Annotated in this window: 18 protein-coding genes and 1 pseudogene; 17 read left to right on the top strand and 2 right to left on the bottom strand. The window is 46.1% G+C overall.

Annotated elements, in window-relative coordinates; all coding sequences use genetic code 11:
• The first annotated feature begins 1 nt into the window (after nucleotide 1).
• The 16 genes and pseudogenes from ACYZ97_RS10195 to ispG all read left to right on the top strand — a co-directional run bounded on the left by ACYZ97_RS10195 (nucleotide 2) and on the right by ispG (nucleotide 16,407).
• The gene (locus tag ACYZ97_RS10195) at nucleotides 2-553 is read left to right on the top strand and encodes a hypothetical protein (RefSeq protein ID WP_473298605.1); all 552 of its coding nucleotides are present in this window, start codon (nucleotides 2-4) and stop codon (nucleotides 551-553) included.
• Complete coding sequence (locus tag ACYZ97_RS10190; RefSeq protein ID WP_473298603.1) at nucleotides 546-935, top strand: DUF4345 family protein; 390 nt, start codon at nucleotides 546-548, stop codon at nucleotides 933-935. The genes ACYZ97_RS10195 and ACYZ97_RS10190 overlap by 8 nt, the downstream gene beginning before the upstream one ends.
• A 210-nt stretch (nucleotides 936-1,145) precedes the next feature.
• Nucleotides 1,146-1,721 (top strand): F0F1 ATP synthase subunit delta, encoded by a 576-nt coding sequence (locus tag ACYZ97_RS10185; protein WP_473298601.1) that lies wholly within the window; start codon nucleotides 1,146-1,148, stop codon nucleotides 1,719-1,721.
• Nucleotides 1,721-3,250, top strand: coding sequence for a F0F1 ATP synthase subunit alpha (atpA, locus tag ACYZ97_RS10180; protein WP_473298600.1), 1,530 nt, complete (start codon nucleotides 1,721-1,723; stop codon nucleotides 3,248-3,250). The genes ACYZ97_RS10185 and atpA overlap by 1 nt, the downstream gene beginning before the upstream one ends.
• Nucleotides 3,251-3,268: 18 nt before the next feature.
• Nucleotides 3,269-4,174 (top strand): F0F1 ATP synthase subunit gamma, encoded by a 906-nt coding sequence (locus tag ACYZ97_RS10175; protein WP_473298599.1) that lies wholly within the window; start codon nucleotides 3,269-3,271, stop codon nucleotides 4,172-4,174.
• Nucleotides 4,175-4,193: 19 nt separating this feature from the next.
• Nucleotides 4,194-5,834: a F0F1 ATP synthase subunit beta gene (atpD, locus tag ACYZ97_RS10170; protein WP_473298597.1), complete on the top strand. Its 1,641-nt coding sequence runs from the start codon at nucleotides 4,194-4,196 to the stop codon at nucleotides 5,832-5,834.
• Between the two features lie 69 nt (nucleotides 5,835-5,903).
• A complete protein-coding gene (locus ACYZ97_RS10165) occupies nucleotides 5,904-6,305 on the top strand; it encodes a F0F1 ATP synthase subunit epsilon (protein WP_473298595.1) in 402 nt (133 codons plus the stop codon).
• A 201-nt stretch (nucleotides 6,306-6,506) separates the two neighbouring features.
• Nucleotides 6,507-6,950, top strand: a complete 444-nt coding sequence (locus tag ACYZ97_RS10160; protein WP_473298594.1) for a MarR family winged helix-turn-helix transcriptional regulator — start codon at nucleotides 6,507-6,509, stop codon at nucleotides 6,948-6,950.
• Nucleotides 6,947-8,602: an MFS transporter gene (locus tag ACYZ97_RS10155; RefSeq protein WP_473298592.1), complete on the top strand. Its 1,656-nt coding sequence runs from the start codon at nucleotides 6,947-6,949 to the stop codon at nucleotides 8,600-8,602. Before ACYZ97_RS10160 ends, ACYZ97_RS10155 begins: the two co-directional genes overlap by 4 nt.
• A 42-nt stretch (nucleotides 8,603-8,644) precedes the next feature.
• Nucleotides 8,645-9,640 (top strand): HlyD family secretion protein, encoded by a 996-nt coding sequence (locus ACYZ97_RS10150; protein WP_473298590.1) that lies wholly within the window; start codon nucleotides 8,645-8,647, stop codon nucleotides 9,638-9,640.
• 201 nt (nucleotides 9,641-9,841) lie between these two features.
• On the top strand, nucleotides 9,842-10,750 hold the full coding sequence (locus tag ACYZ97_RS10145) for a branched-chain amino acid ABC transporter permease (protein WP_473298588.1): 909 nt from the start codon (nucleotides 9,842-9,844) through the stop codon (nucleotides 10,748-10,750).
• A gap of 17 nt (nucleotides 10,751-10,767) precedes the next feature.
• Nucleotides 10,768-12,318: a high-affinity branched-chain amino acid ABC transporter permease LivM gene (gene livM, locus ACYZ97_RS10140; protein WP_473300682.1), complete on the top strand. Its 1,551-nt coding sequence runs from the start codon at nucleotides 10,768-10,770 to the stop codon at nucleotides 12,316-12,318.
• Nucleotides 12,318-13,136 (top strand): annotated as a pseudogene (locus ACYZ97_RS10135) (ABC transporter ATP-binding protein); the annotation flags it as partial. The gene livM and the pseudogene ACYZ97_RS10135, both read left to right, overlap by 1 nt.
• Before the next feature lie 113 nt (nucleotides 13,137-13,249).
• A complete protein-coding gene (locus tag ACYZ97_RS10130; RefSeq protein WP_473298586.1) occupies nucleotides 13,250-13,984 on the top strand; it encodes an ABC transporter ATP-binding protein in 735 nt (244 codons plus the stop codon).
• Nucleotides 13,985-14,048: 64 nt separating this feature from the next.
• Nucleotides 14,049-14,399: a DUF6867 family protein gene (locus ACYZ97_RS10125; protein WP_473298584.1), complete on the top strand. Its 351-nt coding sequence runs from the start codon at nucleotides 14,049-14,051 to the stop codon at nucleotides 14,397-14,399.
• Nucleotides 14,400-15,165: 766 nt separating this feature from the next.
• Nucleotides 15,166-16,407: a flavodoxin-dependent (E)-4-hydroxy-3-methylbut-2-enyl-diphosphate synthase gene (gene ispG / locus ACYZ97_RS10120; RefSeq protein WP_473298582.1), complete on the top strand. Its 1,242-nt coding sequence runs from the start codon at nucleotides 15,166-15,168 to the stop codon at nucleotides 16,405-16,407.
• Nucleotides 16,408-16,529: 122 nt separating this feature from the next.
• On the opposite strand, the gene ACYZ97_RS10115 is transcribed toward ispG, so the two are convergent.
• Both ACYZ97_RS10115 and ACYZ97_RS10110 read right to left on the bottom strand, forming a co-directional pair.
• Nucleotides 16,530-17,723 carry an FAD-dependent oxidoreductase gene (locus tag ACYZ97_RS10115; protein WP_473298580.1) on the bottom strand — a complete coding sequence of 398 codons (1,194 nt, stop codon included), beginning with the start codon at nucleotides 17,721-17,723 and terminating at the stop codon, nucleotides 16,530-16,532.
• Between the two features lies 1 nt (nucleotide 17,724).
• Nucleotides 17,725-18,627 (bottom strand): polyprenyl synthetase family protein, encoded by a 903-nt coding sequence (locus ACYZ97_RS10110; RefSeq protein WP_473298578.1) that lies wholly within the window; start codon nucleotides 18,625-18,627, stop codon nucleotides 17,725-17,727.
• A 190-nt stretch (nucleotides 18,628-18,817) separates the two neighbouring features.
• Here ACYZ97_RS10110 and mtgA point away from each other — a divergent pair, with 190 nt between their 5' ends.
• Entirely contained in the window at nucleotides 18,818-19,471 is a 654-nt protein-coding gene (mtgA, locus tag ACYZ97_RS10105; protein ID WP_473298576.1) for a monofunctional biosynthetic peptidoglycan transglycosylase, read from the top strand.
• The last annotated feature ends 93 nt before the right edge of the window (nucleotides 19,472-19,564 follow it).

The raw sequence follows: 19,564 nt of genomic DNA, 5'->3' as shown, positions 1-19,564 counted from the left end.
TATGCGTATGAGAGGGTTTATCCAATATATGTTTTTCGGCATGTTGTTATTTGTCGGTGTAGGGCCTGCATTGGGTGATGCAGCCGACGTGACTTTTGAAAATACTTATATTGAAATCATGGCAACGAACCAGTCAATCAGAGATATGACAGCCGATGCGGACCGTTTTATGTACGATCATTGTGGTAAAAAGGTCGAGAATGCCGATCGTAAAGTCTATGAAGCGGCGGAGATGATTTATGGGGAATATATAAAGGAATATCTTGAGGCGAGAGTTGATGCTTGGGGAAAACAGGATGCACCTTTTTTGCAGGCAGTTATGCGCGCTCTTTATGGCCGGATAGAAATTTATCGGGCAAAGATTAAGCGTCCGCGTATGAGTGATCGTGAATTAACACGTCGCCTTGAAGGTAATGATAAGCGTTTAAGTAGTATTTTACGTGCTGCCAGATATCAGCTTGATTTGCCGTCTGATATTGATTTACAAAAGAAGGCTGAGGCGGTCGGACGCCGCGTCAATGCCACTAATATGGTAACATTGTGCCATGATTGAATTTTACATACCATCGACGGCGGGTGAGTGGCTGCCATGGTTAAGTTCATGGGTTTTCGTTTTTGTCGGGCTTTTTTATTTTTTATGCCCGCATCGGACGTTAGTTATCATCACCGGTGTAGATATGCCCAAGGGGCGGCTTTATGCCGCAATGCGTGCCAATATGGGCGGTTTGCCGCTCGGATTGGGGATAAGCTACCTTTTGTTTGCACAATACTGGATGGCTATGTCCATTATGCTTGCGGCAGCCTGTGCGGCCTTTGGACGATTGATATCATTTGTTTTTGACAGTTCTTTTTCTCGTGTTGCCTGTTTGGCATTTTTGGGTGAAATTTTGTTGGCCATCGCCTCTTTTTCCTACCTTGGTGGCTACATAGACTGAGTGGAAAAATAAAAAAAACACTGAGACTCGTAAAAAGCCACCCCTCACGGTGTTGCGAGTCTGGTTTGTCTATGCTAGATGCACTTCAACTTTTAGTGTCGTGTTTTTCAATATCGAGGACAAAGACACTGAAAAACCATGGGACGATCAGGTGATTGGTGCTAATGATGCTGCCAATTATCTGAATAATGATTAAAGAACGGGATATTCGTGACCAAGGCAGCTTCTTTCACATCTGTAGTTGCACAGCGTTATGCGGGATCGCTTTATGATTTGGCTGTTGTGGCCAAAAGTGTTGATGCCGTTGAAAAAGAATTGACCGCCATTTCCAAGCTGATCGCATCCAATAATGATGTTCAGCGCCTTGTTTCCAGTCCTGCCTATTCATCAACTGAAAAGTTGGCTGTTATATCGGCGCTTGTAGAAAAAGCTGGGCTGAAGGGAAAAGGTGCGGCAGGGCTTGTTGGTAATTTCTTGCGTGTTCTTGCTACCAATCGTCGTCTTTTTGCGTTGCCTGATATTATTGGCGCCTTTCATGTTCTTGCTGCCCAGGCGCGCGGCGAAATCACTGCCGAAGTCATTTCAGCGCAGGCTTTGACGTCTGCGCAAGAAAAGGAACTGAAGGCGGCATTGAAAGTTAAGGCGGGCAAAGATGTCCGTTTGAAACTTGTTGTTGATCCGGGTATTCTCGGCGGCCTTGTTGTCCGTTTGGGCTCTCACCAGATTGATACGTCACTTGCTACTAAATTATCTTCGCTTAAGCTTGCACTGAAAGAGGTCGGCTGATGGATATTAAACCGTCGGAAATTTCGAAAATCCTGAAAGAGCAAATCAAGAACTTCGGCCAAGAGGCAGAGGTTTCTGAGATCGGTCAGGTTTTATCTGTGGGTGATGGTATTGCCCGTGTTTATGGTCTGGATAATGTTCAGGCTGGTGAGATGGTGGAGTTTAAGGGCGGTATACGTGGTATGGCCCTTAATCTTGAAGCAGATAATGTCGGTGTGGTTATTTTCGGTTCTGACCGTAATATCCGTGAAGGTGATCCTGTCAAGCGTACACAGTCGATTGTTGATGTGCCTGTCGGCCCTGAATTGCTTGGTCGTGTTGTTGATGCTCTTGGTAATCCGATTGATGGCAAGGGGCCAATCAATGCCAAGGAACGTCGTCGCGTTGATGTCAAGGCACCCGGTATTATCCCGCGTAAATCTGTGCATGAGCCGATGTCGACCGGTCTTAAGGCTGTTGATGCTTTGATTCCTGTTGGCCGTGGGCAGCGTGAGTTGGTGATTGGCGATCGTCAGACCGGCAAGACCGCTATTCTTCTGGATGCATTTCTTAACCAGAAGCCGATTCATGATAATGGTCCTGATAAAGACAAGCTTTATTGTGTTTATGTTGCTGTTGGTCAAAAGCGTTCGACTGTCGCCCAGTTTGTGAAGGTGTTGGAAGAGCGCGGTGCGCTTGAATATTCGGTTGTGATTGCTGCAACCGCTTCTGATCCGGCGCCAATGCAGTTTATTGCGCCTTTCGCCGGTTGTGCGATCGGCGAATATTTCCGCGATAATGCCATGCATGCGTTGATTGGTTATGATGATCTTTCCAAGCAGGCTGTTGCCTATCGTCAGATGTCGCTATTGCTACGTCGTCCTCCGGGCCGTGAAGCCTATCCGGGTGATGTTTTCTATCTTCATTCACGTCTTTTGGAGCGTTCAGCTAAGCTGAATGATGACAATGGTGCAGGTTCCTTGACGGCTTTGCCGGTTATTGAAACGCAGGCCAATGACGTTTCCGCCTATATTCCGACGAATGTGATTTCGATTACAGATGGTCAAATATTCCTTGAAACCAATTTGTTTTATCAGGGCATTCGCCCAGCGGTGAATGTCGGTCTTTCGGTTTCGCGTGTTGGCTCTGCCGCGCAGATCAAAGCGATGAAGCAGGTTGCTGGCTCGATCAAGGGTGAGTTGGCACAGTATCGTGAGATGGCTGCTTTTGCGCAGTTTGGTTCTGATCTTGATGCCGCAACCCAGCGTCTTCTTAATCGTGGTGCTCGTTTGACCGAATTGCTAAAACAGCCACAGTTTTCGCCGCTTAAGACAGAAGAACAGGTTGCTGTCATTTTTGCCGGTGTTAATGGTTATCTTGATAAGATCGCTGTCAATCAGGTGGGCAAGTTTGAGCATGGTCTTCTGGTATTATTGCGTACGGATCATCAGGATATTCTTAATGGTATCCGTGATCAAAAGCAGATTACAGATGAAATGAAGGGTAAGCTTACAGCTGTACTCGATAACTATGCCAAGAGTTTTGCATAAGACTGACGGGATGGTGTAATGGCTTCGCTTAAAGATCTCAGAGATCGTATCGCCTCAGTCAAGGCGACGCAAAAGATTACCAAAGCTATGCAGATGGTGGCGGCGGCGAAGCTGCGTCGTGCGCAAGAGGCAGCTGAGGCGGCTCGTCCTTATTCGCAGCGTATGGCAAAAGTTCTTGCCAATATTGCAGCCAATGTCGGATCTGAGGATGCGCCTCGATTGATGCATGGTACTGGCAAAAAAAATGTCCATTTATTGGTTGTATGTACGGCCGAGCGGGGTCTTTGCGGTGGGTTTAATTCGCAGATTGCGCGTTATGCCCGTGACCATATCCGTCTACTTCAAGCGCAGAAAAAAACAATTAAGATTTTGACAGTTGGAAAAAAAGGCGCCGACCTTCTTAAGCGTGATTTTGGACACTATATGATTGATCATGTTAATCTGCGTGAGGTTAAGCAGGTACATTTTTCCAATGCCGATAGTATCGCGCGCAAGCTTATAAAGATGTTTGACGCCGGTGAATTCGATATCTGTACATTGTTTTATTCAGAATTTGTTTCTGTGATTAACCAAAAACCTGTTTCCCATCGATTGATTCCGGCTTCTGCGCCGGATGAAGAGGATTTGGAAGAAGCCAATACATTGCAACCGATGGATAAGAGACAGTCTGTCATTTATGATTATGAGCCTGATTCGGCGTCTATTTTGAATGATCTTATTCCGCGTAACGTCTCGGTTCAGCTATTTCGGGCCTTGCTTGAAAATGCGGCTGGTGAAATGGGCGCAAAGATGAGCGCTATGGATAATGCAACGCGTAATGCCGGTGATATGATCAACAAATTGTCGATTACTTATAACCGTCAACGGCAGGCGCAGATCACGACAGAACTGATCGAAATTATTGCGGGCGCAGAAGCGCTCTAAAGTGGAAGGTAAAGGATCGATGGCAAAAGCGGCGACCCCAAAGAAAGAAACAGCTTCCAAAAAAGCTGTGACGAAGACAACAGCAAAAAAGCCTGAGGCAAAAGCAGCCCCTAAGGCTGCATCTGCCAAGTTGGCAACTAAAAAAACTGCTGCAGCTAAGTCTGCCGTTTCCAAGGTGGCTTCTGCTAAGCAGACTTCTGCTGGTGCATTCAAGCTTGACACCAAAAAAGGAACTATTGGCCGCATCAAGCAGGTTATCGGTGCGGTTGTCGATGTGCAGTTCGATGATCATCTTCCATTGATTTTGAATGCGCTTGAAACAGAAAATCTTGGTAATCGTCTTGTGCTTGAAGTTGCTCAGCATCTGGGTGAAAATACTGTGCGCACAATTGCGATGGATTCCACAGATGGTCTTGTTCGGGGTCAAGTGGTTGTTGATACAGGTATACCGATATCGGTTCCTGTCGGTGAAGGTACGCTCGGTCGTATCATGAATGTTATCGGTGAGCCTGTTGATGAGCTTGGGCCCATCAAATCATCGAAAACACGCGCGATCCATCAGCCGGCGCCTGAATATATCGAGCAGTCGACAGAATCCGAAATTCTTGTGACCGGCATCAAGGTTGTTGACCTTCTCGCACCTTACGCTAAAGGTGGTAAGGTCGGTCTGTTCGGTGGTGCCGGTGTGGGTAAGACCGTTCTTATTATGGAATTGATCAATAATGTTGCGAAGGCCCATGGTGGTTATTCGGTTTTTGCCGGTGTGGGTGAACGTACCCGTGAAGGTAATGATCTTTATCATGAAATGATTGAGTCCAAGGTGAACATCGATCCACATGAAAATAAAGGCTCAACAGAAGGCTCAAAATGCGCTCTGGTCTATGGCCAGATGAATGAGCCTCCTGGTGCTCGTGCTCGTGTTGCTCTTTCAGGCCTTACTGTCGCGGAAAACTTCCGTGATCAAGGACAGGATGTGTTGTTCTTTGTTGACAATATCTTCCGCTTTACCCAGGCAGGCTCCGAAGTGTCGGCGCTTCTTGGCCGTATTCCTTCGGCTGTGGGCTATCAGCCGACATTGGCCACGGATATGGGTGCGCTTCAGGAACGTATTACAACAACAACCAAGGGTTCGATTACATCTGTGCAGGCGATTTATGTTCCTGCTGACGATTTGACCGATCCTGCCCCGGCAACGTCTTTTGCGCATTTGGATGCAACGACGGTTCTTAACCGTTCGATTGCTGAAAAAGGCATCTATCCGGCTGTTGATCCGTTGGATTCGTCTTCTCGTATGCTTGATCCGATGATTGTCGGTGAAGAACATTATGAAGTTGCACGTCAGGTTCAGACTGTTTTGCAACGTTATAAGTCCTTGCAGGATATTATCGCTATTTTAGGTATGGACGAGCTTTCAGAAGAAGATAAATTGACTGTTGCTCGCGCCCGTAAGATTGAACGTTTCCTTTCTCAGCCGTTCCACGTGGCTGAAGTCTTTACCGGTTCGCCAGGCAAGTTGGTTGCCTTGGAAGATACAATTAAAGGCTTTAAGGGCTTGTGTGCTGGTGAGTATGACCATTTGCCGGAGTCAGCGTTCTATATGGTCGGATCAATTGATGAGGCTATTGAAAAAGCCCAGCGTATGGCAGCGGAAGCAGCTTAATGGTTGATAATCGGGATGTCGCTTATTGCGGCATTCCGGTTTAACTTTTTAATCAAGGTGAATGTGAAGATGGCTACTTTTCTGTTCGAACTGGTTTCTCCTGAACGGCTACTGCTTTCTGAACAGGTTGAGCAGGTTGTTTTGCCGGGCAGTGAAGGTTATTTGACGGTTATGGCTAATCATTCGCCTATGATGACAACGGTTAATCCTGGTCTGGTTACAGTCAAATTGGCAGGCGGGGAAGAATCTTTTGTTGTTTTTGGTGGTTTTGCCGATATCACATCGGATGGTGTGTCGCTTCTTGCTGAATCGGCTGTGCCGGTTAGTGAGTTTGACCGTGAAGATTTGCAGCGACGTATAGAAGAAGCTCGTAGCGAGATGAATGATGCCAAGACAGACGATTATCGTAATCGCGCAGAAGAGTTTTTACATCAGTTGACGACTGTTGAAGGTGTGTTTACTGAAGCTTGATTTTTATAGACAAAAAAAGACATATAAATGGATAGCAAGCTGTCTCTTTATGGGGCAGCTTTTTTTATAAGAGAACAAATATATAAGCATAGTAACATCATTCAATCCTTTGTGAGTAATACTGTTTTGAATTGCTAAAAATGGGGTAGGCTCATATATGTTGGCTCATAATAGTTAGCTTACTACATAAAGTTCATTTCTATGAAATGTGAAGATAACCAGGCCCATTTTATTGATCTACTGTTAAAAGTATCGCGGAAATTACGTGTTCTTTTTGATGCGCGTGTCAAAGAACAGGGGCTGACATTGGCACGCGCGCGCGCGTTGATGGCTTTGAAAGGGCAGGATGATTTCTATCAGAAAGATCTGGCCGATGAATTGGGGATTGAAAATGCGACTCTTGTCCGCTTGCTTGATGTTTTGGAGGAACAAGGGCTTGTCGTGCGTGATAAGGTAGATAGTGATCGTCGTGCTAAAAATATTACCCTGACCGTTGAAGGCCGTCGCAGTGTTGCCGGTATAGAGGCATTGAGCCGCATCATTCGGTCTCAATTGTTAAAAGACATTACGCAAGAAAATATTCAGACAACTATTAAGGTGTTGAATTCTGTTGCAAAAATGATCGAGCATGAGGCACGGTTATGAGTGAGGCGGTTAGTGCCATTCCTGATGATGAGCGTGAGCCGCCTTTTCCCAATCCGGGAAAGTTCTTCGCTGGCCCCATTCATAAATGTCTGATCTATATTTTTGCCTCCTGTGTCTTGCAGTTTGCTTATGGTTTGGGTGCCAATATGGTGCAATCCAATATTAGTCAGCTCACCGGTTATTTTCATGCGACGACCATAGAGACAACATGGCTAGTCGGGGCTTATATGGCGCCCAATGTTAGCATGTCGATATTTTTGATAAAAATCCGTAACCAGTATGGTTTGCGTGCTTTTGCCGAACTTTCTATTGTGTCTTTTCTACTGATTTGTCTGCTTCATCTTCTGGTCACAGATTTGCAATCGGCATTGATTATACGGTTTTTTTCAGGAATAGCAGCGGCACCGATGTCGTCTTTGGCCTTCTTCTATATGATTGAAGCTTTTGCACCTGCCCAAAAGCGGACATTCGGCTTGAGTCTTAACTTGATGAATGTTTCTCTTGCCGTGCCCTTGTCGCGATTGATTTCGCCAACATTGATTGACAATTTTGGATTTCATGGACTCTATGGCATGGAAATGGCTTTGGCCCTGATTGGCTTTGGGTGTATTTTTTCTTTGCCATTGACGCCGATACCGCGTGCAAAAGTCATTGAGAAAATGGATTTTCTTTCTTATGGATTGATTGCGTTGGGACTTGGCATCAACGCTGCAATCATGCCGGTTGGTCGTCTGTATTGGTGGCGTGATGTTGAATGGATGGGCTGGTGGCTGGCTTTTGCTGCTCTATGTCTGATGATTGCTGCTGTCATAGAGCTTAATCGTAGAAATCCTCTAATTGATTTACGTTGGCTTTTTAGTAAGGAAATGCTGCATATTGCAATTGTATTGATGATATTCAGGGTTTTGTTGTCTGAACAGGCAACACTTGCAGCTAATTTTTTCAATCTTTTTGGATTGTTGAACCGTGAATTGTTCGGGCTTTATGTATGGGTTGTTGTTGGTACCATTTTTGGAGGCTTTACATGTGCTTTTTTATTCAAGCCCGGACGTGAAGATATTTTTCATATAATAGCGCTTATTTTATTGGCTTTCGGATCATTCATGGATAGCCATGCAACCAATTTGACCCGACCGGAGCAAATGTATCTGAGCCAGGCCATGATCGGGTGCGGGGGAGCACTTTTTTTACCGCCTTCAATGTCTAAAGGCCTTGCAACTGCAATTGCACGGGGACCAAATTATATTTTGAGTTTTATTGCTGTATTCTTGTTTACCCAGAGTACCGGGGGCGTTATGAGTTCGGCATTTTTTGGCAGTTTGCAGATTGTATTTGAGAAATATCACTCCAATATATTGTCCCAGCATGTTGTATTGAGCGATCCCATTGTTGCCAAACAGGTTAGCCAGCTTTCATCGGCTTATAGTCATGTTCTGATTGATCCTTCATTATTGAATGCACAAGGCATTGCCAGCTTGGCTAAAAAAGCAACATTAGAATCCAATATTCTTGCATATAATGATGTTTTCAGGCTCTATTCTTGTATTGCACTTGCTATGTTAACCTTTTTACTCGTTAAAATTGCCAGAGCAACCTATCAGCAATGGAAAGAGCAGCAGCAACGGGATGTCATGGATGCTTCTGCAGTATGAGTGGTTTGAATGTATGATTAGAAATGTTGTTGAGACTTTAAAATGATAAAATATTTAAGATCAAAATCGACAACTGTGTCTGTAGTTGCTGGTTTGGCAGGTATATTGCTTATTCTTTGGGCCTGGCAGTTGCCCCCTTTTATTAGCAGTGTGCAGACAACGGATAACGCCTATGTCAAAGGTTTTGTCACCATACTCAGCCCACAGGTTGCCGGCAATATCGCGCAGGTTAACATAAAAGATTATGAACACGTCAAAGAAGGACAACTTTTAATCCAGATTGATGATCATATATTCAAACAGAAGCTCGATCAGGCCGAGGCAACGCTTGATACGAAGAAAGCTGCTTTGCAAAGCTCGTTCCAGCAGGAAGAATCGGCAAAAGCTGATATACGCTCGGCAGAAGCCGCCTATCACAAAGCCGAACTTAACTGGAAGCGGATCGAACCGTTGACGCGGCGAGGTGTATCATCTCAAAGCGATGAGGATTCGGCACGTGCCGATCTTGAACAGACGGCCGCTGCGTTGGATGTAAAAAATCAGGCATTGAAAAAAATAATTGTCGACCGCGAAGGCTTGAAGGCCGATGTGGAAAGTGCGCAAGCCGCTGTTGAATTGGCGCAGATTGATCTGGACCATACAAAGATTTACGCCCCTCGCAATGGCCGCGTCGGTGAAGTGGGGGCCAAATTTGGTCAATATGTTTCTGTTGGAACACAATTGCTGGCTGTTGTTCCCGATGAAGTGTGGATTGTTGCCAATTATAAAGAAACACAATTGGCAAGAATGAAAGTTGGACAGCCGGTCAAGTTTTCCGTTGATGCGCTTAACGGTTTGAAAATGACCGGCAAGGTTGTTCGTTTTTCTCCGGCAGCAGGGTCGGAATTTTCAGTATTGAAGCCGGATAATGCAACCGGCAACTTTACAAAGGTGGCCCAGCGTATTCCTGTACGGATTGAAATTGATCCCGGACAGGAGGCAACGGCACTTTTGATACCCGGCATGTCGGTCGTTACCCATGTTGATACGGCAAAGTAAAATTCTGTTGCATAGTAAATTGTTTTGCTTGTATTTCAATAAAAGCGAATAAGGCATATTATTTAGGCAGAGCATTTTTCCGCAAAAAGAATAGGCGATTCTTGATGGGGGCTATAAATTCTCGTTGCAATAAATGTGCGCATATTGCTAGGCTTTTTTTAAAGCCGGTTAAACCAGTGTATAAAAGAGGGTGAAGATTGAATGGAATATTTTCTCCAGCAATTTATTAACGGCTTGGCGCTTGGCGCTATCTACGGCCTTATCGCCATTGGTTATACAATGGTTTACGGTATTCTTGGCATGATCAATTTTGCGCATGGTGATGTTTTCATGATTGGTGGATTTATTGCCATGATTGTGCTGATCATGCTGTTAACCCTCCCAGCCGCTGTACCTGTTGCATTGGCGCTTTTGATTATGCTGCTGGTGTCGATGATATTTACATCGGTGTGGAGCTGGATGATTGAGCGGATCGCTTATCGGCCTTTACGTGGTTCTTTTCGGTTGGCTCCATTGATCACTGCAATTGGTATGTCATTTGTGCTGCGTAACTTTGTTCAGGTTCAACAAGGGCCTCGCAATAAACCTATTCCCGAGTTGGTCTCAGGTGGTTTTACCATTTCGGGTACGGATGTTCTTGTTCTCAACAAGCATGTTCTCGTCGTGGTGACAACGACTGTCTTATTGATTATTTTTTCCTATCTTGTCAGCAAGACATCACTTGGTCGGGCCCAGAGGGCTGTTGAGCAAGATGCCAAAATGGCATCGCTTCTCGGTATTAATGTAGACCGGACTATTGCAATTACCTTTATTATGGGGGGCTCACTTGCTGCCATCGCCGGCACACTTTATTTGGTCAATTATGGACAAATCCATTTTTCTGACGGTCTTATTCCCGGCATTAAGGCTTTTACGGCTGCGGTGCTTGGTGGTATCGGTTCGTTACCCGGTGCTATGCTTGGCGGTTTGTTGATCGGCCTTACAGAGGCTATGTGGCAGACCTATTTTCCAGCTGAATATAAAGATGTCGCTGTTTTTTCTATTCTTGCGATCGTGCTGATCTTTATGCCTTCGGGTATTCTAGGTCGGCCTGAAGTGGAAAAGGTGTAGCCGTGACAGAGACCAATATGAACACACAGACGTCACGCTTAGAAAGTAATGTCGTTCTTGCACTTAAAGAGGGTGTGGTCGTAGCAGCGATTACTTTTTTGCTATTTCTCTTCATTGTCGGATTTCGCGCAGATCTTAACTTGCGTAACCAGATGGTCTTGATGCCGCAATTGGGATATTTGGCCAATTATGTTTTGATTGCCGGTGTTGGCCGTTTTATCTGGCGCTTGTTTGGCGGCGGTATGCGTGGAGCGGTTATGGCACTTTTTCCAGCCTCAATCCTCTTTGTCGCTTATCGGGCTTGGATTTATCATATCGAGCATATGGGAGGAACGGATTATAACGCTTCCGAACAGGTGCGTCAGTTGACCATTTTTGGTGTGATATTGGTTGCAGCTTTGGCTGCGAGTTTGATTTTGTTTTATGTAGACGGCCTTCGTAGGTCAATTAAAGAGACGGTGAAGGAGATTTCTCCGGTTATCAATAAGTATGCGCCCGGTTTCATTCTTGCCCTTCTTTTTATCTATCCGCTATTTGTGTTGAATGTACTCGTTGACAATATGGCCCAGTCGCAAAAGTGGATTGATAATTACGCAATCCAGATATTGATTTATGTCATGCTGGCATGGGGGCTTAATATTGTTGTCGGACTCGCTGGTCTGCTTGATTTGGGGTATGTCGCTTTTTATGCTGTAGGCTCTTATACAGTTGCACTTCTTGGCACCCATTTTGGTTTTTCTTTCTGGTTATGTCTGCCTTTGGCCGGTATTTTTGCCTGTCTTTGGGGGATTGTGCTGGGGTTTCCGGTTTTGCGGTTGCGTGGTGACTATCTGGCTATTGTCACATTGGCTTTTGGCGAAATTATCCGGACTGTTTTGCAGAATTGGACGTCTGTTACCGGTGGCACAAACGGATTATCGGTACAAAAAGCGACCTTTTTCGGCCTGCCTTTCACACGTGGGGAAGGTTCTTTTGCCGATACTTTTGGTCTGACGTTTCAAGCGGCGCATTATAAGATATTTCTTTATTATGTGATCCTTATTATGGTGGCTCTTACGGCATGGGTTATTATTCGTCTTCGCCGCATGCCGATTGGTCGTGCATGGGAAGCTTTGCGTGAAGATGAAATTGCGTGTCGCTCGCTGGGTATTAATACGGTCACAACCAAGCTGACGGCCTTTTCAATAGGTGCACTGTTTGGTGGGTTGGCCGGTGCTTTTTTCGGTGCGCGTCAAGGGCGGGCCGATTATACCAGTTTTGTTTTTGATGAAAGCGCAATTATTCTAGCGATTGTTGTTCTGGGCGGCATGGGTTCACTTGGCGGAATTGCCCTTGCGGCTGTTGTTATGATCGGGGGTATGGAAGCCTTGCGTAATATACCGAATTTACAAATGATTTTCGGCATGGATTTTGATCCCCAGCAATATCGTATGTTGTGGTTCGGTTTGGTAATGGTGTGTGCCATGATTTTGAAGCCGCGCGGTTTTGTCGGTACACGTGCACCCAGTGCTTTCTTGAAAGAACGTAAAAGTGTTTCTGCGGATTTTACCAAGGAGGGGCATGGTTGATGGGTACGCCTGATATCCTCCTAGAGATTGAACATTTGCGGATGCAATTTGGCGGTTTGGTTGCTGTTGATGATCTGAGTTTTAATGTTAAGCGGGGCAAGATTACCGCATTGATTGGCCCTAATGGAGCGGGCAAGACAACGGTTTTCAATTGTATTACCGGTTTTTATCGGCCAACTGGCGGTATGCTGTCGCTTCATCTGAAAAATGATAAGATGATTTATCTGGAACGGTTGAGTGATTTTCGGATTAATAAGATAGCGAAGATTGCACGAACATTTCAAAATATCCGTTTATTTACCGGCCTTACCGTTTTAGAAAATCTTTTGGTTGCCCAGCATAATAGTCTGATGCGTGCATCCGGTTATACTATTCTTGGGTTGCTTGGTTTCCCTGGTTATAAGCAGGCAGCCCAAGAGGCTATTGAAAAAGCGCGCTATTGGCTGGAAAAGATTGATCTTATTGATCGTGCTGATGATCCGGCAGGCGACCTTCCTTATGGTGATCAGCGCCGTTTAGAAATTGCCCGCGCTATGTGTACCGAGCCGGAGCTTTTATGTCTTGATGAACCGGCCGCCGGTTTGAATCCGAAGGAATCTCTCGAGCTGAATGAGTTGCTTCTGCATATACGGGATAAGGAAAAGACCTCTATTTTGCTGATTGAGCATGATATGTCCGTTGTTATGGAAATTTCCGATCATGTAATTGTACTTGAATATGGGTCAAAAATTTCTGACGGCACGCCGCAAGAGGTACAAAATGATCCCAAAGTGATTGCCGCTTATCTGGGCGTTGATGATGATGAATTGGCGCAATTGGATGATAGCATGGTCAAGGCAAAGCCTAAAACTGGAAAGACGGTTGCTAAGAAGACGTCAGGAGCCAAGAAACCGGCTGCCAGCAAAGCAAAAATCAAGAAGGAGGAGCGTTAATGAGCGATCAGAATAAAACGCTTCTCTCGGTTGAAAAGGTCGAGACGTTTTATGGTTCTATCCAGGCTTTGCGTGGCGTGGATATCGAGGTGCGCCAAGGTGAGATCGTAACATTGATCGGTGCCAATGGTGCCGGTAAATCGACCTTGATGATGACCATTTTTGGCAAGCCTCGGGCCTCGAGCGGACGCATTATTTTTGACGGGCAGGATATTACCCAGATGGCCAGTCATGAGATTGCCCGTTTACGTATTGCACAGTCGCCGGAAGGACGACGGATTTTTCCGCGCATGAGTGTGCTTGAAAATCTGCAGATGGGTGCAAGTCTTGATCATCTTAAATATTTTAATACGGATGTAGAACGTATTTTTGATCTTTTTCCGCGGTTGAAAGAACGAATCCATCAACGCGGGGGCACTTTGTCGGGCGGTGAACAGCAGATGTTGGCTATTGCGCGTGCCTTGATGGCGCGCCCGCGGTTGTTGATGTTGGACGAGCCATCTCTTGGATTGGCACCTTTGATTGTCAAACAGATTTTCAGTGCCATCAGTGACTTGAATCGTGAGACAGGTTTAACGGTGTTTCTGGTTGAACAGAATGCTTTTGGTGCCTTGAAGTTGGCACACCGCGGCTATGTTATGGTCAACGGTGTGATAACAATGAGCGGTTCGGGTCGTGAATTATTGGAAAATCCGGATGTACGTGCGGCTTATCTCGAAGGCGGCCGACACTAGGATGTCACGTTGTTAGACCGTCAAGCAAGAGGACGGGGCTGCAGCGTTGTTAAAGGAGAAGATCATGCAGGGTATCCTTTATGAAGAATCATCTTTCTGGGTTTTTATTGTTGTGACTTGTGTATTAGGCGGATGGGCAGCATGGATGACGGGTCGTGCCTGTGCGCTGACATGGCGGTCTCTTGGTGTTACTTTGCTTTATATGGTGCCATTGGCTTGTGCGGTGCGGTTTATTCATTTTATTCCGCCTTTTAACGGTACATTGTTATCGGTCCATTTCTATGCGATTGACCTTGGCGTGCTGCTGATTTTTGCAGCTCTTGGCTTTCAATATACCCGTACGAGACAGATGATACGCCAATATAGCTGGCTTTATGAAAAATCATCGCCATTATCATGGCGAAAAAAGAAATAATCAAAGAGCGGTCAGAAGATTTTACCCTCATATAATCTTGCATATTTTATGTAAGGGCAGCAGAGGATATGAATAAGAAATGGTTGGTCAGCGTGGCGGCAGCGGCACTGATGACGCTTGCTTTATCATTGATTATACCTTGTTTTTCCTTTGTTTTCAAAGTGTCATGGGGGGATAAATCTACCAGACAAAAGGTTCCCTTTAAATGGCGTTTCACGTGAATCGCTGATCTAGAAAGATTAGCTCATTTACAGCGCCCAGTATATTCAAGGTTAAAAGACAGATGATAGGGATATTGTTCCAGATTGCCTTTTGTGGTCACCTTGATTTGTCCTGATTTGTCACTGACAATGGTATTGGTGCTGTTACTGCCGTTGGCACAATCAATATGCAGGTTGATTTTGCGGATAATATTGTTATCGACTGATTTTTCTAGGCGATCCTTGAGGTTGTTGAAGCCACATTTGGCAAGGCCCCTTTGCTGCAGAACATATGATCTTTAAAACAGATCATATGTTCTGCTTCATTATCTTTTTCCCTATTGAAATAGAACAGTTTGCCATCCCCTTGAAGATTACTGACTTTGTATAGTCCGGGTTTGAATCTCAAGCTGTTGTTTTGTGCTGTTGTCAAAGAGGGTAAGATGCACAGAAGTAAGATAATGAAGACTGAGATTTGTTTTGGCTGTGTCATAAAATAATATTAAAGGACAAAACGGTTTTATGCCACTATAAGAAATTCAAAGTTTCAAACAGGCCTGAATGAGATGAGTGCTTATTATTCCAAACCTTTTGCAAGACGTCGCTCAGTTGCCGTTTCTGTCGGCAATGTTACTGTAGGTGGGGATCATCCGGTTGTGGTTCAATCTATGACCAATACCGATACGGCAGATATTGATTCAACAGTCAAACAGGTGGCTGATCTGGCGAAAGCAGGTTCGGAGCTGGTGCGCATCACCGTTGATCGTGATGAATCTGCAGCGGCTGTTGCCAAAATCCGTGAACGGCTTGACCGGTTGGGTGTGGATGTGCCGTTGATCGGTGATTTCCATTATATCGGGCATAAATTATTGGCTGATCATCCCTCATGTGCCGAAGCTTTGGCAAAATATCGTATCAATCCCGGCAATGTCGGTTTTCGTGACAAGCGCGACAAGCAATTTGCCGATATTGTCGAAATGGCTATTCGCTATGACAAGCCGGTACGGATTGGTGTCAATTGGGGTTCGCTTGATCAGGAATTGCTAACAAGATTGATGGATGACAATGCGGCCAAGGGTGGGCCGTTATCTGCTGAAGAAGTAACACGCGAGGCAGTCGTTCAATCGGCACTCCTGTCAGCGGAATTGGCCGAAGAAATCGGTCTGCCGCGTGATCATATCATTTTGTCGGCCAAGGTTTCACAGGTGCAGGATCTTGTCGCAGTCTATACTATGTTGGCAGAGCGCTGTGATCATGCGTTGCATTTGGGGCTTACCGAAGCCGGTATGGGGACCAAGGGTATTGTAGCGTCATCTGCTGCTATGGGCATTTTATTGCAGCAGGGTATTGGTGATACAATCCGTATATCATTAACACCTGAGCCGGGAGGTGACCGCACAAGAGAGGTGCAGGTTTCCCAAGAGCTTTTGCAGGTTATGGGTTTTCGACAATTCATTCCGATTGTTGCTGCTTGTCCTGGTTGTGGACGCACCACGTCGACCGTGTTTCAGGAACTGGCGGAAAAAATCCAGAGTGATATCCGCAAGAATATGCCGATCTGGCGGGAAAAATATCCCGGTGTCGAGGCTTTGAATGTGGCGGTGATGGGTTGTATCGTCAACGGGCCGGGTGAATCAAAACATGCCGATATCGGCATTTCATTGCCCGGCACCGGTGAAACACCGGCAGCGCCTGTCTTTATTGATGGTGAAAAGGTCAAGACGTTGCGTGGTGACAACATCGCGGCTGAATTTGAATTGATGGTTGCCGATTATATTGAAAAGCGTTTTGGAAGGGATGGCCATTGACCAAACGCAATATTTTGCGCAGCATATCTATCTTGCTTTTATTCTGACGCCGATCTGTTTGAGCGTACCCGATATAATATTATCCATGATGGAACCACATTAACTTGGGCGGATTAGGTCCGTTAGCGCATGGCGCGTTTGATGGGGTTGAACAATTGTCCGGTGACCATGCCGGCCACCATGGCATGGACAAGGCCGCGGCGGCGCAATGTGGGCGCAATGAGATAATCACGCAAGAACGGTAATATTCGGTTGTCCGATTGGTAGAAGGGTGTCAGATAGTAACTGAGCGTTTGGTAGAAAAGCAGGTGCAGGCGCCGGCGGCTGACATAACTTTTAAGCGCGGCATCAAGATCAGTATTTTTGGCCAGCGCCTGTGATAAGGCTAGGGCATCAAGCAGTGCCATATTGGCACCTTGCCCCAATTGCGGGCTTGTAGCGTGATAGGCATCGCCTAACCGCGTGAACCCCCGCATTGTTGGCTGAATATGGGTATGATGGCGATAATTGGCATGGACAAATGCATCAGCGTGATTTTCAATATTGGCTAGAAATGGCGCAACTTGCGGCCAGTGAGCGCAGACTTCATCAACCCATTTCGCCAATCCTTGCTGGCGCCATTGGTTGACATCTTGATGTTTTATCGACCAGAAAAAAGTGGTCATGGGGTCAAGCTCGGGCCCGGCTTTGCCAAGCGGCAGGACACCGATCATGCAGGAAGCTTTTTCGTAACGTTGTTCTAGCGTTGTACGCTCAAAACCAATATTGTCATGCCATGGTAGATTGACCCAGAGAGCACCATAATCAAGTTCTTTGCCTTTAACTTTGCGTAGAGGGGAACGGGCACCCATTGCGTCAATCAATAGATCAAATTTCGGACTTTTATCACCATTTTCATAGATAAAGCGTTGTTGTTCGCTCAATTCGATGGCGGTAATTTTGTGGCGGGTGGCAATGCCGACACCGGCATTGGCGGCCGAGCGGTATAAAATATCAAAAAGTGCCCAGCGAATAATGGCAATACCATAATCACCCTCGCGATAACCGACATCCAATACAGTCTTGTCATTCTTGGATAGCTTGCCAAGCATACGGTCAATACGTTGGCCGCGTGCTTCAGCTGCATCGCGTAATCCCAATTGGTCAAGAACGATCAACCCTGTCGGTTGCAGAACAAAGCCCGATCCGACCGGGCCGGGCTTGGGCATTTGGTCGTAAAGGACAATGCGGTGGCCCTGACGGATCAGAAAATTGGCCAAGGCCAATCCCCCGATTCCCATCCCTGCAATAGCGATATCCATACGTACTTTTGTCATGTCAGTTCTGTCGTGCTGCGATGAAATGCGCTGCCTGTTTGAGGGTGTTTGCTTTTTGCCCGAAAGGGGCGAGTAATTCTTCGGCTTGGGCGATCAAGCCATCAAGCTGTTGCTTTGTCCAGTCGATGCCGTGAAGTGCGACAAGGGTTGCCTTGCCGGCAGCAATGTCTTTGCCGGCCGTTTTACCCAGTACTTTTGTATCGGCTGTCAGGTCCAGCAGATCGTCAGCAAGCTGGAATGCCAGACCGATAGCAGCGCCGAATTCTGCCAGTCGGGTACGATCATCGGATGTGGCATTGCCGATAATGGCACCGGCCTCAACGGCAAAACGGATGAGCGCACCGGTTTTCATGGATTGAAGAGCGATAATGTCTTCTTCATCGGGTTTTTGTGTTTCAGCCTGTAGATCAAGGGCCTGTCCGCCAACCATGCCGCCCATGCCCGAAGCGCGTGCAAGCGCGCGGATAAGTCTAACCTTGATCTCGGCCTTCAGATCGGTTTCATCGGCAGCGATAATGTCGAAAGCAAAAGTTAGTAATGCGTCTCCTGCCAGAATGGCTGTGGCTTCATCAAAAGCTTTGTGGACGGTGGGTTTGCCACGGCGCAAATCATCATCATCCATGGCTGGAAGATCATCATGGATAAGTGAATAGCAATGGATGCATTCAAGGGCTGCGGCAACACGCATGGCGGCATCCTTGTCCGCGTCAAAAAGTGCAGCGCTTTCCATTACCAGAAAGGGGCGAAGACGTTTTCCACCATTCAATACACCATGGCGGATAGCCTGCATCAGAGTGTCGGGACGTAAAATTTCTCCTGACAAAGTGCGCTGTTGCAGCATTGTTTCCAAAACTTTGCCAATTTTTTCTGCATGATGGTTCAAAGTTGTATTGAAGGTATCCATAAAAGCATTCCTTTGGTTTATAACGACATGAACCAATCAATCGGAGTCGTCAACTCTTTGCTGTAGCAACGATAGCTGTTAACAAGGGTATATGCAGCTATTCCGGTTATATATGCGGATGATCAAAGCGAGGTAGAATGTGAGCGTGCTGACGCGGCACAATTTAAATGAGCAAAAATGGCGCGGGGTCTTGCGCCTTGTTTTTTATATTGCGCTTTTTCTACTGCTTTTTCCGGTTGTTATGTTGCTTCTTTACCGGCTGCCATTTATCCATCCGGTTTCAACCTTGATGATCAAGGATAGTGTGGCACTGCGTGACTTCAAGCGCCACTGGGTAGCACTTGAAGATATATCGCCACAACTGAAATATGCGGTTATGATGTCGGAAGACGGACGATTTTGTGTTCATAACGGTGTGGACTGGAATGCGCTCCATTCGGTTATTACGCGTGAGGGTGGACCATCGCGTGGTGCATCGACGATTACGATGCAGACCGTCAAAAATTTGTTTTTATGGCATGACCGATCTTATTTACGTAAAGGTTTTGAAATTCCCTATGCGGTGATTGCCGATACAATTCTTCCGAAAGATCGTATTTTGGAGATTTATCTTAATATTGCTGAATGGGGTCCCGGTATCTATGGGGTGGAAGCAGCCAGCCAATATTATTTCAAACGTCCGGCCAAGAATATTTCGGCGCGTCAGGCCGCCTATCTTGCTGTTGCATTGCCCAATCCGTATGTGCGTAATCCGGCACGGCCTAGCAGGCGCCTTTCGCAGCTTGCACGTCTTGTTGAAGCGCGTACATATCGTTCTGGTGCCTATACACAATGTGTACGTTAGGCTTTGCTTCTTTGATATGAGTTGTAAAAAATACGTTTTAAGACTGGTCAAATGCTTTAGATCAGTGTATAGGCACCCCAAACAATCCACAAT

This window comes from Bartonella sp. bp_1, from assembly GCF_055808085.1.
This window is presented reverse-complemented; position numbering and strand designations above follow the sequence as displayed.